The 13,908-nt window shown below is 66.1% G+C and carries 14 protein-coding genes; 10 read left to right on the forward strand and 4 right to left on the reverse strand.

Features of this window, described 5'->3' with window-relative positions:
- Nucleotides 1–89 precede the first annotated feature (89 nt).
- From GEV02_RS01745 to GEV02_RS01765, 5 genes are all read left to right on the forward strand, one after another.
- Complete coding sequence (locus GEV02_RS01745) at nt 90–2,744, forward strand: ATP-binding protein (protein ID WP_152836218.1); 2,655 nt, start codon at nt 90–92, stop codon at nt 2,742–2,744.
- A 124-nt stretch (nt 2,745–2,868) separates the two neighbouring features.
- Nucleotides 2,869–3,294 (forward strand): DUF2141 domain-containing protein, encoded by a 426-nt coding sequence (locus GEV02_RS01750; protein WP_152836219.1) that lies wholly within the window; start codon nt 2,869–2,871, stop codon nt 3,292–3,294.
- 13 nt (nt 3,295–3,307) lie between these two features.
- Nucleotides 3,308–4,795, forward strand: a complete 1,488-nt coding sequence (locus GEV02_RS01755) for a carotenoid oxygenase family protein (protein ID WP_152836220.1) — start codon at nt 3,308–3,310, stop codon at nt 4,793–4,795.
- A 17-nt stretch (nt 4,796–4,812) separates the two neighbouring features.
- A complete protein-coding gene (locus GEV02_RS01760; protein ID WP_152836221.1) occupies nt 4,813–6,033 on the forward strand; it encodes a sensor histidine kinase in 1,221 nt (406 codons plus the stop codon).
- A 20-nt stretch (nt 6,034–6,053) separates the two neighbouring features.
- Nucleotides 6,054–6,821 carry a LytR/AlgR family response regulator transcription factor gene (locus GEV02_RS01765; protein WP_235922658.1) on the forward strand — a complete coding sequence of 256 codons (768 nt, stop codon included), beginning with the start codon at nt 6,054–6,056 and terminating at the stop codon, nt 6,819–6,821.
- On the opposite strand, the gene GEV02_RS01770 is transcribed toward GEV02_RS01765, so the two are convergent.
- The gene (locus GEV02_RS01770; RefSeq protein WP_152836223.1) at nt 6,784–7,509 is read right to left on the reverse strand and encodes an ArsR/SmtB family transcription factor; all 726 of its coding nucleotides are present in this window, start codon (nt 7,507–7,509) and stop codon (nt 6,784–6,786) included. The two genes, GEV02_RS01765 and GEV02_RS01770, sit on opposite strands and share 38 nt — an antisense overlap.
- Before the next feature lie 77 nt (nt 7,510–7,586).
- Here GEV02_RS01770 and GEV02_RS01775 point away from each other — a divergent pair, with 77 nt between their 5' ends.
- Nucleotides 7,587–7,976 carry a RidA family protein gene (locus GEV02_RS01775; protein WP_152836224.1) on the forward strand — a complete coding sequence of 130 codons (390 nt, stop codon included), beginning with the start codon at nt 7,587–7,589 and terminating at the stop codon, nt 7,974–7,976.
- Here the strand turns inward: GEV02_RS01775 and GEV02_RS01780 are convergent.
- A complete protein-coding gene (locus GEV02_RS01780) occupies nt 7,969–8,679 on the reverse strand; it encodes a substrate-binding periplasmic protein (protein WP_152836225.1) in 711 nt (236 codons plus the stop codon). The two genes, GEV02_RS01775 and GEV02_RS01780, sit on opposite strands and share 8 nt — an antisense overlap.
- A gap of 91 nt (nt 8,680–8,770) precedes the next feature.
- Nucleotides 8,771–9,982, reverse strand: a complete 1,212-nt coding sequence (gene purT / locus GEV02_RS01785; protein WP_152836226.1) for a formate-dependent phosphoribosylglycinamide formyltransferase — start codon at nt 9,980–9,982, stop codon at nt 8,771–8,773.
- Between the two features lie 283 nt (nt 9,983–10,265).
- Between purT and GEV02_RS01790 the strand changes: the two genes are divergently transcribed.
- Genes GEV02_RS01790 through GEV02_RS01800 form a run of 3 tightly spaced genes read left to right on the forward strand, consistent with a single transcriptional unit; the run spans nt 10,266 to nt 12,621 of the window.
- Entirely contained in the window at nt 10,266–10,835 is a 570-nt protein-coding gene (locus tag GEV02_RS01790; RefSeq protein WP_152836227.1) for a transcriptional regulator, read from the forward strand.
- A complete protein-coding gene (locus GEV02_RS01795) occupies nt 10,832–11,866 on the forward strand; it encodes a sensor histidine kinase (RefSeq protein ID WP_152836228.1) in 1,035 nt (344 codons plus the stop codon). The genes GEV02_RS01790 and GEV02_RS01795 overlap by 4 nt, the downstream gene beginning before the upstream one ends.
- Nucleotides 11,866–12,621: a LytR/AlgR family response regulator transcription factor gene (locus GEV02_RS01800; protein ID WP_152836229.1), complete on the forward strand. Its 756-nt coding sequence runs from the start codon at nt 11,866–11,868 to the stop codon at nt 12,619–12,621. The genes GEV02_RS01795 and GEV02_RS01800 overlap by 1 nt, the downstream gene beginning before the upstream one ends.
- 2 nt (nt 12,622–12,623) lie before the next feature.
- On the opposite strand, the gene GEV02_RS01805 is transcribed toward GEV02_RS01800, so the two are convergent.
- Nucleotides 12,624–13,370 carry a DUF481 domain-containing protein gene (locus GEV02_RS01805; RefSeq protein ID WP_152836230.1) on the reverse strand — a complete coding sequence of 249 codons (747 nt, stop codon included), beginning with the start codon at nt 13,368–13,370 and terminating at the stop codon, nt 12,624–12,626.
- A 126-nt stretch (nt 13,371–13,496) separates the two neighbouring features.
- On the opposite strand from GEV02_RS01805, the gene GEV02_RS01810 reads away from it, so the two are divergent.
- Nucleotides 13,497–13,901, forward strand: a complete 405-nt coding sequence (locus GEV02_RS01810) for a hypothetical protein (protein WP_152836231.1) — start codon at nt 13,497–13,499, stop codon at nt 13,899–13,901.
- The last annotated feature ends 7 nt before the right edge of the window (nt 13,902–13,908 follow it).

The following is a 13,908-nucleotide window of genomic DNA, read 5'->3' on the forward strand; positions in this document are numbered from 1 at the left end:
TTTGTTGGGTTTATGATAGCAGGACGTAGCCAATCCGCCTGCGGCATGTAATACTTAAATTTCATCTTTCTAGTGAGTGCCTGCAGCCCATGGCGTTGAAACAGTATCTGCCGACCACCCTTAGATTCCGTCTCAGCGGCCTGGTCATGCTGCTGGTGCTGGGCGCGACCGTCACCGTGACGGTGGTTGCGCTGATGCTGGCCGAGCGCGATATGAAGGAAGTCATCGGCAGCCAGCAGTACGCCTTGCTGTCCGGCGCCGCCGCCCACATCGACGAACACCTGGCCGGCAAGAAGGCCATGCTGGCGGCGCTGGCCGAATCGCTGCCGGCGTCCACGCTGCGCGATCCCGCAGTTCTGCGGGCCTATCTGAAGGCGCGGCCGACGGCGCGCGGCCAGTTCTCCTTCCTTGAGATTTACGATGCCGAGGGCCTGCTGACCGGCGCGCTGGAGGAAGCCTTGCCGGACCAGCCCTACCGCGCCGCCGGCCAGGAATGGTTCGACACGACGCTGTCGCGGCGGCGCGGCGTGGTATCGGCGCCGTTTGCCAGCAAGCTGGCCGGCGCGCCGACGGTGCTGATTACGGCGCCGGTGCTCGACAGCGAGGGCCGCGTGGCGCTGGTGCTGGCCGGCGGCATCAACCTGCTGCACTACGCGCCGTTCGAGTCGCTCAGCGCGCTCAAGCCGGGCAGCACCGGCTTCACTTTCATCATGACGGCCGAAGGCGTGCTGCTCAGCCATCCGAACAAGGCGCGCCTGCTGCACAGTATTAACGAACGCCCCGGCAAGAACCGCGCGACGGAAATGGCGCTCAACGGCTTCCAGGGCTGGACCGAGGCCGAGAACAAGGACCGCGTCAAAGGCATCTACTCGTATCGCCGCCTGCAGCATGCGCGCTGGATCGTGGCGGCGCGCTTCCCCAGCGACGAGGCCTTGGCGCCGTTGCGCGAGATGCGCTACGAGGCCGCGGCGGCAGCGACGGTGTTCGCCTGCCTGGCCGGCGTGCTGGCCTGGCTGGGCATCGCGCGGCTGCTGCGCCCCTTGCAGCGGCTGCGCCGCAACATCGCCGAGGTCAAGGACAGCCGCGCCGGCATCCAGGTGCTGCAGCTGGACCGCAAGGATGAAATCGGCGAATTGAGCGGCGCCTTCTACCGCCTGATGGCCGAACGCGAGGCGGCCCAGCTGCGCACCTACGAAAGCGAGAAGCGGGCGCGCATCCTGGCCGACAATCTGCCGTTGCTGATCGCCTACCTGGACCGCGACAAGCGCTACCTGTTCACCAACGAGCACTATCGCACGCTGTGGGGCATCGATCCGCAGGGCATGCTGGGCAAGAGCGTGGCCGAGATCTTCGGCCAGGCCGCCGATTCGTGGCAGGGCGACCTGGATCAGGCGCTGGACGGCGGCCGCCTGCACTACGAGCGCGAGTTCGAAAGCGCCGGCCAGATCCAGCACTTCATGGTGGACCTGGTGCCGGACATCGCCGCCAACGGCGAGGTGCAGGGCACATATCTGATGGCGATGGATATCACCGACCGCAAGAACGCGGAGCTGATCCAGGCCGCCGGCGAGCAGCGCGCCGCCGCCGCCAGCCGCGCCAAGAGCGAGTTCGTGGCCAATATGAGCCATGAGATCCGCACGCCGATGAACGCGGTGCTGGGCGTGGCCTACCTGCTGGGGAACACGGAGCTGAGCGCGCAGCAGCAGGAATACGTGGACATGATACGGTCCTCCGGCAATGTGCTGCTGGGGATCCTGAACGATGTGCTGGACTTCTCCAAGATCGAGGCGGGGCGCATGGAGCTGGCGCCGTCGACCTTCAAGCTGGGCGAGGTGCTGGAGGCGGTGAGCACGGTGATGACGCCGAATGCGGCCGCGCGCGGCATCCAGCTGACGGTGGCTGCCGACGCCGCAGTGCCGCAGTCGGTGGTGGGCGACGCCATGCGCCTGCAGCAGATCCTGATCAATTTACTGGGCAATGCGATCAAGTTCACCGAGCATGGACATGTGGCGCTGCGGGTGGAGCGCTCGGCCAACGGCATGGCCGGATACGCCGGCGACGCCGTCGGCCTGCGCTTCGTGGTGCGCGACACCGGCATCGGCATGGACCTGGAGCAGCAGAGCCGCCTGTTCGAAGCCTTCAACCAGGCCGACGCCTCGACCACGCGCCGTTTCGGCGGCACCGGCCTGGGTCTGGCGATCTGCCGCCGGCTGGCGGAGCTGATGGGCGGCGGCATCGCCGTCAGCAGCATGCCGGGCAAGGGCAGCGAGTTTGTCGTCACGCTGCCGTTCCTGCTGCCGAAGGCCGAAGCCATCGCGCCGCCGGCGCCGGCCGACGAGCAAGCGTCGGAGCAGCGCCTCAAGGGCCTGCGCCTGCTGCTGGTGGAAGACCATCCGCTCAACCAGGTGGTGGCGCGCGGCATGCTGGAATACGCCGGCGCCAGCGTGGACGTGGCGGAAAACGGCCAGCTGGCGGTCGACCGGCTGCGCGAGCATCCGACCGACTACGACATCGTGCTGATGGACGTGCAGATGCCGGTGATGGACGGCTTCGCGGCCACCGGCGCGATACGCCAGGAGCTCAAGCTGGACCTGCCCATCCTGGCGATGACGGCGGGCGTGATGCAGTCGGAGCAGGAGCGCTGCATCGCCGCCGGCATGAACGACTTCATCGCCAAGCCGGTCGATGTCGAGCAGATGCTGGACATCATATCGCGCCACATACCGGCCGACCGCCGGCCCTGATTCCCCCCGCATTTGGCGACGGCGGCGTGCATTTCGCGCCGGCCGGCCGCATTTCGTCGCATCGTACTCACCGCCTCCGGGGCGCTGGCTAGAGTGGAGCCTCATTCACTCACCGGAGTTCATCATGCGCTACACCAGTCTCGTTGCCGCCTTCCTGTCCACCATGACCATGCTGGCCGCCGCGCCGTCGCAAGCCGCCGACCTGAAGATCACCGTCACCGGCATCGCCAGCGCCGACGGCCAGGTGCTGGTCGCGCTGTACAACTCGGCCGAGACCTATCAGAAGCGCAGCTTCCGCGTGGCGAGCGCGCCGGCGGTGGCCGGCGCCATCACGATCGAGATCAAAGATCTGCCGCCCGGCGACTACGCCTACTCGCTGTTCCACGACGCTAACGGCAACGGCAAGTTGGACAGCAACGTGATCGGCATTCCGACCGAGGACTACGCCTTCAGCAACAACGCCATGGGCAAGTTCGGCCCGCCGAACTACGAGGCCGCGCGCTTCACGCTGCCGGCCGCCGGCGCCGCCACCAGCGTCAACCTGCACTAAGCGGAGGCCTGCCATGAGCGACCGCCGCCAATTCCTGTCCCGTAGCATCGGCCTGGCCGCCTTCGGCCTGACCTCCGGCAGCGCGCTGGCCGACGCCGACACCTACCGCCGCTTCCATCAGGCGCTGGCGCGCGAGCCCAGGCTGACGGCCTTCGCCGGCGCCACCGGCGAGCTGTCCGGCGACGCGGTGGTCCACGGCCGCATGCCGGCCGATCTACAGGGCGTCTTTTACCGCAACGGCCCCGGACGATTCGAATTGGGCGGCGAGCGCTATCACCACTGGTTCGACGGCGACGGCTTCGCGCAGCGCTGGCAGATCGGCGGCGGCAAGGTCAGTCATCGTGGCCGCTTCGTCGCCACGCAGAAGTTCGCCGAGGAGAGCGCGGCGGGCCAGTTCCTGTATCCGGCCTTCGGCACCTACATCGACCGCAAGCAGCCCAAGAACAACGACACGATGAACGCCGCCAATACCAACCTGCTGCCGCTCGGCGGGCGCGTGTACGCCTTGTGGGAGGGCGGCTCCGCGGTCGAAGTCGATCCGCAGACGCTGGAAACGCGCGGCATCAAGACCTGGAGCCCGGAGTTGAAGTCCATGCCGTTCTCCGCCCATCCCAAGGTCGATCCCGACGGCGGCGTTTGGAACTTCGGCACCATGCCGGGCGCGAACCTGCTGGTGCTGTATCAGCTGAGCGCCGCCGGTGAATTGAAGCGCAGCGCCGTCGTCAAGGTGCCGCAGCTGAACATGGTGCACGATTTCGTCGTCAGCGGCCGCCACCTGATCTTCCTGATCCCGCCGTATGATCTGGTGGCCGGTGTGGACACGAGCTATCGCGAGAACCTGCACTGGGCCGGCGACAAGCGGGCCTTGCGCGCGGTGGTCATTTCCAAGGATACGCTGGAGCTGCGCCAGATATTCGAACTGCCGGCGCGTTCCGTCTTCCACTTCGGGAACGCGTTCGAAGACGGCGCCTGCACCCGGCTGGACGTGGTGATGCATGACGGCGACACCCTGCCGGAACTGGGCATGGTCATGCACGGTGAGCTGCGGCCGTTCCATGCATCCGCCAGTACGGTGCAGGTGACGCTGGACTATGCCAGCGGCAAGGCGCGCGAGGCGCGCCTGTTCGGCGCCAGTGAGTTCCCACGGGTGGCGCCGCAGGTGGTGTCGGCGCGCCACCGCAAGCTGGCGGTGCTGGGCGTGGCCTCCGGCAGCAAGGACTACATCCTCAACACCGTCAACCTGATCGACATCGACAGCGGCAAGGCGGACAGCTACAGCTTCGGCGCCGGCTGGCAGGTGGAGGAGCATGTGCTGGTGCCACGGCGCGGCGCCCGTTCCGAGACCGACGGCTATCTGGTCGGCGTGGCTCAGGACTCGCGGCGCGCCCAGACCGTGCTGACGGTGTTTGATGCACACAACATCAAAGCCGGTCCAAGGGCGATGGCGAGGCTTTCTTATACTTCGCCGCTTTGCTTTCATGGTAACTTTCTGCCGGCATGACTAAACAGGGATACACGATGAATCAACGCAGCGAGGCAAGCATGGCCTCATTGGATGTCGCAGAGCCTTCGCTGGCGCATCCGATGGACCTGATCCCGTTCTTCCGCCGCTGGCAGCCGACGGCGCAGCGCAACCTGCTGTACACGCTGCTGTGGAACTGCGGCCTGGGTACGGTCCTGACGGTGCTGGAGATGCTGATGTCGTCCGACCGTCAGGCGCTGCTGGGGCATTGGCAGTGGGCGCTGGTGCAGGCGCACTGGTGGCCGATGCTGTTCATCTCGAATCTGATCGGCTTCCTGGTCCACGGCGGCCTCGCGGCGGTCAACGCGCTGACCCAGGGCTGGCCGAGCCGCGCCAAGGGCATGCCCCGGCTGCTGTTCAACCTTGGGCTGGTGCTGGGCAGCGTGCTGATTGGGCTGAGTGCCGGTACGGCGCTGCTGAACGGTCAGAACATCTTTGAATTGCTGAACAATCGCAGCGCGGTGCTGCAGTCCGTGATCCTGGCGACGGTGATCGCGCTGTTGATGTACCTGGTGCGGCGCGGCGCCGAGCGCCGGCTGGCTGCGGCGCTGGAGAAGGCGCATCAGCAGGAGCTGATCGCTTCCACCGCGCGGCTGCTGGCGGAAGCGCGGCTGCGGGCCTTGCAGGCGCAGATCGAGCCGCACTTCTTGTACAACACGCTGGCCAATGTGGTGAGCCTGATCGGCCCGCAGCCGGCCAAAGCCCAGCACATGCTGGAGCGCTTCATCGATTACCTGCGCGCCAGCCTCGCGGCCAGCCGCAGCGAGGAAGCGACGCTGGGCTCGGAGGCCAAGCTGATCGCCGCCTATCTGGACGTGCTGGCGGTACGCATGGGCGAGCGGCTGCGCTATCGCATCGATGTGCCGGACGAGCTGCGCCAGTTCGCGATCGCCCCCATGCTGCTGCAACCGGTGGTGGAGAACGCGATATCGCACGGGCTGGAGCCCAAGGTGGAAGGCGGCGAGATCGTCGTCAGCGCGCAGCTGGACGGCGCGCACCTGCGCCTGCAGATCAGCGACACCGGCGCGGGCCTGGGCAGCGTGATGTCGGCCAAGCCGGGCGGCGGAGTGGGGCTGAGCAATCTGCGTGAGCGCCTGCGCAGTTTGTACGGCGCCGCCGCTCGGGTAGAATTACTGGAAAATCAACCCTGCGGCATGACGGTGCGCCTCATGCTGCCTTTGAATGCGAGCCTGACATCGAACCACTCCGCGCCCTGATCGCAGACGACGAAGAACATCTGCGCGATTATCTTGAAGCTCAACTGAAAACGGCGTGGCCGGAACTGAAGGTGGTGGCCAAGGCCGCCAACGGCATCGACGCGCTGCGCCTGATCGGCGAGGAGGCGCCGGACGTGGTGTTCCTCGATATCCGCATGCCCGGCTTGACGGGGCTGGACGTAGCGGCCCGCCTGGTGGCGGACGCCACGCCGCCGCACATCGTGTTCGTCACGGCCTTCGACCAGTATGCGGTGGAAGCGTTCGAGCATTCCGCAGTCGACTACTTGCTGAAACCGGCGAGCCTGGAGCGGCTGGACAAGACCGTCGCCAAGCTGAAAGCGGCGTTGCGGGCCAGGGAACCAGCGGCGACCGGCATCACGGCGGCGACGCTGCAAGCCTTGCTGGCGCAGCTGGGCGGCGCGGCGGCAGTGGTGGCACCGGCGGCGGCACCGGCTCCCGCGCCGACCCTGCAATGGATACGCGCCTCACAGGGCGACCAGACGCGCTTGATCTCCATCGACGAAGTGATCTACTTCCAGAGCAATGACAAGTACACCAGCGTGTTCCTGGCCGACGGCGAGAGCCTGATCCGCACGCCGATCAGCAAGCTGCGCGAGCAGTTGGACGAGCAGAAGTTCTGGCAGATCCACCGCAGCGTCATCGTCGCCGCCCACCACGTGGCGGGCACGCGCCAGGATTTTCGTGGCCGTCTGATGGTGCAGCTCAAGGGCCGCGAGGAGCAGCTGGTGGTCAGCCGTAATTACGTCGATCTGTTCCGGCAGATGTAGGCGTCAGCAGCCTGGCGAATGCGGCGTGGCCCTTGGGCGTAATGCTCACCACGCGCGAACGCGGCGCGCGCAGCACCCATCCTTCGCTCACATACATCGCCAGCAGTGCGGCGCCCAGCGCGCCGGACAGGTGCGGCCGGCGCTGCGTCAGGTCGACGCAGCAGCGGGCGAACGGGCGGCGGCTTCCCGGCGCCGACTCCATCGATACGCCCAACGCGGCCAGTTGCTGCCTGCCGGTTGGCGTCAACTCGTAATCCTGGCCTGAACCGGCCAGCCATCCCTTATCGAGCATGGTTTGCAGCAGCTGCACGGCGATCTCGCCAGCCAGGTGGTCGTAGCAGGTGCGCGCCTGCAGGAACTGGGGCGGCATGGCCCGCACCAGCGCGGGCGGAGGCGGCTGCTTTGGCCGGGTCGCCATGCTGAACGAGGCCAGGCCTTCGATCAGGTGCGCGGCCTCGCGGCTGGCGATGCGGAAGTAGCGGTGGCGGCCCTGGGCGTCGGCCGTCAGCAGCCCGCCGTCGACCAGCTTCGCCAGGTGGGCGCTGGCCGACTGCGCCGAGATATTGGCCGCGAAGGCCAGCTCGCCGGCCGGCCGCCGCGTGCCGTCGATCAGCGTCCAGGCGATGGTGGCGCGGGCCGGGTCGGCCAGCAGGGCTGCGATCGATGCGATGTCCGGAGTGTCGTCCATAGTTCATCCCGCGCTGAATTATCAGGGCTACATCTTGCATCACAATGCGAGCCATTGTCCACAACGAGGAGGGAAGCATGAACAAACAGCACACTACCGGCATCGCGGAACACGTGGGGCGCTATGCCGACGCGGTGGAGGCGCCGGCCGGCTCGCGCTGGCTGTACACGGCGGGAACGCCCGGCATGCGTGCGGATGGCACGCTGCCCGATGATATAAGCGGTCAAACGGAACTGGCGTGGTCGAACATCATGACGGCGCTGGACAAGGCGGGCATGACGGCGGCCGATATCGTCAAGATGACGCATTACCTGGTCAATCCGGCCGACCTGGCGGCGTGCGTCGCGGTGCGCAGCCGCGTGCTCGGAGAACTGCGTCCGGCATCGATGCTGATGGTGGTGGCGGCCTTGCCCCGGCCGGATTTCCTGGTGGAGGTGGAGGTCGTCGCCGCGCGCGCCGTTACCTGACCAGCATGCTGCCGGGGGCGATGTGATAGGCGTCGTAGTAATAGCGCTTGTAGATCGCCGCGAGGGCACCGCTTTTCTGCATGTCGCGCATGGCCGATTCCAGTGCGGCCAGGCGCTCCGGCGACACCGCTTTGCGCGACACCGCGACCGCGCGCGGCGGGCCGTCGTCGACCATGCGATAGGCGGCTTTTTCCACCTGGTCTTCCATGTGCAGGTCGGCCACCACGGCCTCGCCCTGGTCCTCGGGGATCAGTACCGCATCGATGCGGCCAAACGCGAGCTTGCGGAAGTTGGCTTCCATGTCCTTGACCGCATCCTTCCTCAGGTTGCAATCGTGCTCGAAGCGGCGCACGTACTCGGCGCCGAATTTGACGCCGATGCGCAGCGGCGCCAGGTCGGCATACTCGTTGATGACGATATTGCTGCCTTTGCGCACATAGAACACGCGGTCGGCGCTATGCTCGCGGTAGGGCGTCTGCAGGAATTGCAGGTAGGCGCTGCGGCGCGGCGTATCGCGCACGCCGATCATGACATCGGCGTCGCCCTGTTCGAGCATGAACAGGCAGCGCCGCAGCGGGCATGGCTTGATCTGCAGCGCCATGCCGCTGCGGCGCGCCAGCTCGCGCATGACTTCCATGTAAGCGCCGCCGTAGACACCGTCGTTCTCGGTGGTCCACGGCAGTATCTTGTTAAAGGCGAGCACCAGCGGGCGCTCCGCAGCCGTTTCGGCATGCGAAGGCCCCGCCAGCGACGCCGCAAGCGCCGCTGCGATCAGCAGGTGAACGCGCAGAATTTTACTTACCCAGCACAGGTTTGACTTTGGCCGCCGCTTCCTTGGCGCGGCTGCGCGCGGTTTCCACGTCGTCGGCGGTGGCCAGCGCCACGCCCATGCGGCGGCGCGCGAACGATTCCGGCTTGCCGAACAGGCGGATGTCGGTGCCCGGCACGCGCAGCGCTTCGGCCACGCCTTCGAAGGCGATACCTGCCGCTTCGTGCTGGCCGTAGATGACTGCCGAGGCGCCCGGCGCCTTCAGCGCGACATTGACCGGCAGGCCGAGGATGGCCTTGGCGTGCAGTTCGAATTCGCTCTGTACCTGCGTCGCCATCGTCACCATGCCGGTGTCGTGCGGGCGCGGACTCACTTCCGAGAACCAGACCATGTCTTCCTTGACGAACAGCTCGACGCCGAACAGGCCCAGGCCACCCAGGTCGCCGGTGACTTTTTCGGCGATATCGCGGGCGCGTGCCAGCGCCAGAGGGTTCATGCGGCAAGGCTGCCAGGATTCGACGTAGTCGCCCTGTACCTGCACGTGGCCGATAGGATCGCAGAACTGCGTCTCGACCTTGCCGTCGGCGCCGATGGAGCGCACCGTCAGCAGCGTGATTTCGTAGTCGAAGTCGATGAAGCCTTCGACGATGACGCGGCCGGAATCCACACGGCTGCCGGCGGCGGCGTAGTCCCAGGCGGCTTTTACTTCGGCGGCGCTGTCGATCTTGGACTGGCCTTTGCCGGACGAGGACATGACAGGCTTGATTACACATGGGAAGCCGATGGCGGCGGTGGTTTGCTCCAGTTCCGCCAGGCTGCTGGCGAAGCGGTAGGGCGAGGTCGCCAGGCCCAGGGTTTCTGCGGCCAGGCAGCGGATGCCTTCGCGGTTCATGGTCAGCTGGGCGGCGCGGGCGGTCGGGATGCAGGTGATCTTGCCGGCTTTTTCCAGCGCGGCCAGTGTGTCGGTGGCGATCGCTTCGATTTCCGGCACGATCAGGTCCGGCTTCTCCTGCTCGATCAGCGCGGCCAGCGCGGCGCCGTCTGCCATGTTGATGACGTGGGCGCGGTGCGCGACCTGATGGCCCGGCGCGTTCGGATAGCGGTCCACGGCGATCACTTCCACGCCCAGGCGCTGCAGCGCGATGATGACTTCCTTGCCGAGTTCACCGGAGCCGAGCAGCATGACTTTGGTGGCGGTGGGAGACAGTGGGGTGCCGAAAATGCGTGGAGTGTTCATGTAGACGTCCGGGATATATAAAGGGAAAACGGTGGATGGTGTGCAGCCGCAGCGCTGCGCGGGCCGACTATATCAAACTGCGGCTATTTTGGACAGCCACCGGGCATTATAATAAGCTCAATCTTGGTATCGCATTAACCGGCGCTGTTCTGGGGGCGTTTATCGCGGCCCGGCCGCGCTTATCCGGCGCAGGCCGCGCCGGTCGCATGGCCGTCCGCGCCGCCGCGCCATCGGGCAAAGTGTGTCCATGACATCCCGTCATGGACATGATTAAGGACATGAGATGAAACCAATGCACGTCATCGCCGCGGCACTCGCCGCCACCTCGCTGTGGGTGGTCGCCGCAGAATCCACCAGCAAGCTGCCGGCGCCGTGGGTCTTGGCCGGCGGCTCGCCGACTTCCTACCAGGTGGGGATAGACAACGTCGAAACCGTCAGCGGCAAGGGCTCCAAGTTCCTGCGCTACGCACAGGGTGACGGCAAGAGCTGGGCCTCGCTGGGGCAGACGGTGTCCTCCCAGCGCTACCTGGGCCAGCGCGTGCGCTTCCAGGCGCGCGTCAAGTCGCGGGACGTGAGCAATTGGGCGGGATTGTGGATGGGGGTCTACGGCAAGACGCCGGCCAGCCTGGCCTTCTACAACAGCTACGACCAGGCGATAGCCGGCACCACAGACTGGCAAATCCGCAGCGTTACGCTGGACGTGCCGGAGGAGGCGATGTCCATCAGTTTTGGCGTGAATAACGCCGGTACCGGGCAAGTCTGGATTGACGATTTGTCGCTGGAGATCGTAAGCAAGGACGTGCCGGTCGACGCCCCGCGTCGCGGCAAGCTACCGGAGTCGCCGACCTTATGATTGCCGCCGCTGGCAACAGCTATCAGGCATTGATGCAGGTGGCGTCGAGCACCGGGCGGCAGAGGGCGCTCAGCGCGGTACTGGCCGCCGGCTTCGTGCTTACATGCCTGGCGCTCAGGGCTTACACCTTGCTTGCCTTGTTCGGCGCGATGCTGCTGCCGGTCGGCGCCAGCGCCGCCAGCCTGCTCGCGCTGCTCGAAGCCGTGGCCAGGCTGCGGGACTGGCGCTTTGTGTGGCCTGCCTTGCTGGCGATGGTCGGCTTGTCCAGCTGGCTGGCCGGTCTGCTCTATCACGGCGGACTGGCGACGGTCGGCGTCATCACGCACAACGACTTGCTGGTGCAGCTGGCTGTAGCGGCGCTGGCCTTGCTGCTGCTGGCGCCGCGCCTGTGGGTCGCACAGCAGCAGTCGCGCGCCTTGCTGGTGGCGCAGCTGAAGCAGGCTGCCTTGTCCGCCGACCTGAAGGCCTTGCAGGCGCAGATCGAGCCGCACTTCCTGTACAACACGCTGGCCAACACGCGCTACCTTGCTCGCCACGATCCGGAGCGCGCGGTCGAGATGCTCGATCACCTGATCGGCTACCTGCACACCGCCTTGCCGGATTTGCGCAGCCCGATGTCCAACATGGCACGCGAATGCGAGCTGGCGGGGCACTACCTCGCGCTGATGGGCATACGCTTCGGCGACCGCCTGCAGTTCGAAATCGACTGCCCGCCCGAACTGGGCACGTTCGCACTGCCGCCGCTGATGCTGATGCCGCTGGTGGAGAACGCCGTGCAGCACGGTGTCGAGCCGCACCCCGGCAACGTGACTGTGCGGATGCAGGTGCGCAGCCGCGAAGGCGCACTGGTGGTGGCTGTGCGCGACAACGGCGCCGGTCCCGCGAAATCCGTGCTGGGCAGCGGCGTCGGCCTGCGCAATCTGCGCGAGCGGCTGGCGGCCCTGCATGGCGGCGCCGCCGCGTTCCGCCTGCAAGTAGCGGCGGACGGCTGGACCGAAGCCGAAATCACCTTACCGTTGGAGACCGCATAATGTCCCTGTCCTCGCATCGCCCACGCATACTGATTGCGGACGACGAGCCCTTGCTGCGCGCGGAGCTGCGGCAATCGCTGGCGGCCCTGTGGCCGGAGGCCGAGCTGGTGGCCGAAGCGGCCGACGGCTACGAAGCGCTGCGCCTGGCCCGCGCGATGGAGCCGGATGTCGCTTTCCTCGACATCCGCATGCCGGGCCTGAGCGGCCTGGAAGTGGCACGCACTTTCGGCGCGCGCACGCATGTGGTGTTCGTCACCGCCTATCAGGAGCACGCGCTGGCCGCTTTCGATGAAGGCGCGATCGACTATGTGCTCAAGCCCACCGATCCGGTGCGGCTGGTGCGCGCCATCGAGCGGGTACGCGCGCGCCTCGGCACGCCGCCGCCCGATCTGGCGCGGCTGATGCAGCAGCTGTCGCCCAAGCCGGCCGCGCCTTCATGGCTGCAGGCGAGCGTCGGCAACGCGATCCACTTCATCGACTTGAGCGATGTGATCTACTTCTGTTCGGAGTTCAAATACACGAGGGTGGTCACGCCGCAGCTGGCCGAAGCCCATATCCGCACGCCGTTGAAAGACCTGGCCTCCGAACTGGAGGACGCAGGATTCTGGCAGATACACAGGGGATATGTGGTGGCGGCCAAGCGCATCGCCGCCGTCAGCCGGGATGCCGACGGGGCCTTGTGGCTAAGCCTGCGCGATCACGCAGACAAGCTGCCCGTAAGCCAGCGCTTTCAGCACCGGTTCAAGGGCATGTAGGGTCAGAACGAGTAGACCAGCGTCACCGACGTCTGGGTATCGGTGTTCTTTTTATCTTCCGGCACGTTGGTGTCGTTGCGGACGCTGAACGCGGCCTTCATCTGCATGGTGCTGTTGATTTTGGTGCGCAGCGCCGTCTCGGCCAGCGAGTGGATGTTGGAGGTGCCGCGCTCCACGCTCAGGTTCTGCGTGAACAGGGCGGTGTCGCTCAGTTTCCATTTCAGGTTGGCCGCGCCGCGCACGGTCAGGCCGCTCTCCGCTTCGCCGGTCGAACGCGTGCCGTTGAAATAGCCAGGACCGATTTCCACGTCCATGCTGTGTTCCGGCGTGGTGTAAGTCTGGGTGCCGTAACCGACGCCCACGGTGGAGTAGCGCGTGTAAGCGCCGAATTTGTCGTTGACGTGGGTGGCCAGCGCGAACAGTTTGTCGTGATCCTGCAGCAGCTTGTACGCCGACTTGGCGGAGAACGAATAGCGCTGCGCCGAACGCTCGCGCACCTTTTCGCCGTCAGCCTTCGTTACCTGCTCGTCCTTGAAGTAGCCGGCCAGGATGTACTCGTTGCTCCAGTCGGGCAGCTCCTGTTTCGCATCCAGCTTGCCGGTGACGGAAGTACCGACCGTGTTACCGGAAGTGGAGATGGCGCCCAGCTCGGCGGAGTTGTTCCAGCCATGATCGGGGACGGACTCCGCGGCGGCGTAACCGTGCACCTGGGAGAGGGTAAGGGCGGGGATGAGGAATATCGCTTTCATGCCGATATTGTACCTTAGGCCAAAAAACAACGCATTCAAGCGAGCTCTGCCCGTGCGTGCGGCGTCGTACAGATAGATATCCAAGATTGCGAGAAAATTAATATACTTTCTAAAAGGATATCAATCATGTACGCCTCTCTCCGCGTCGCTCAGTGCCTGTTATGCGTTGGCCTCGTTGCCAGCACCGCCTATGCCGCCGCCGGCGTCAATCGCTGCGTTTCGCCCGACGGCAAAGTGCTGCTGACCGACGCCGATTGCCCGTCGGGCAGCCAATCCGGCGCCAGCGACGACGGCGCGGCGGGCATCGCCATCAACAGCGGCGGGCCTGCACCGAATTCCGGCAACGGCTTTGAGCGCGTGGCGACGGGCGTGGCGGTCGCGCAGCTGCCGCGCAGCCCTTGGGCCGATCTGCCGCGCCCACTCGCGCGCAAGACCATAGGCCAAGACGCGGGCACCCTCCAGGCAGCCTATATCACCATGCAGATGCAGGACGAAATACGTCGTCAACGCCATGTCGCCATGCTGCGCTAACCAGGAC

This window comes from Rugamonas aquatica (assembly GCF_009380215.1).
In the GTDB taxonomy this organism is placed as follows: domain Bacteria; phylum Pseudomonadota; class Gammaproteobacteria; order Burkholderiales; family Burkholderiaceae_D; genus Rugamonas; species Rugamonas aquatica_B.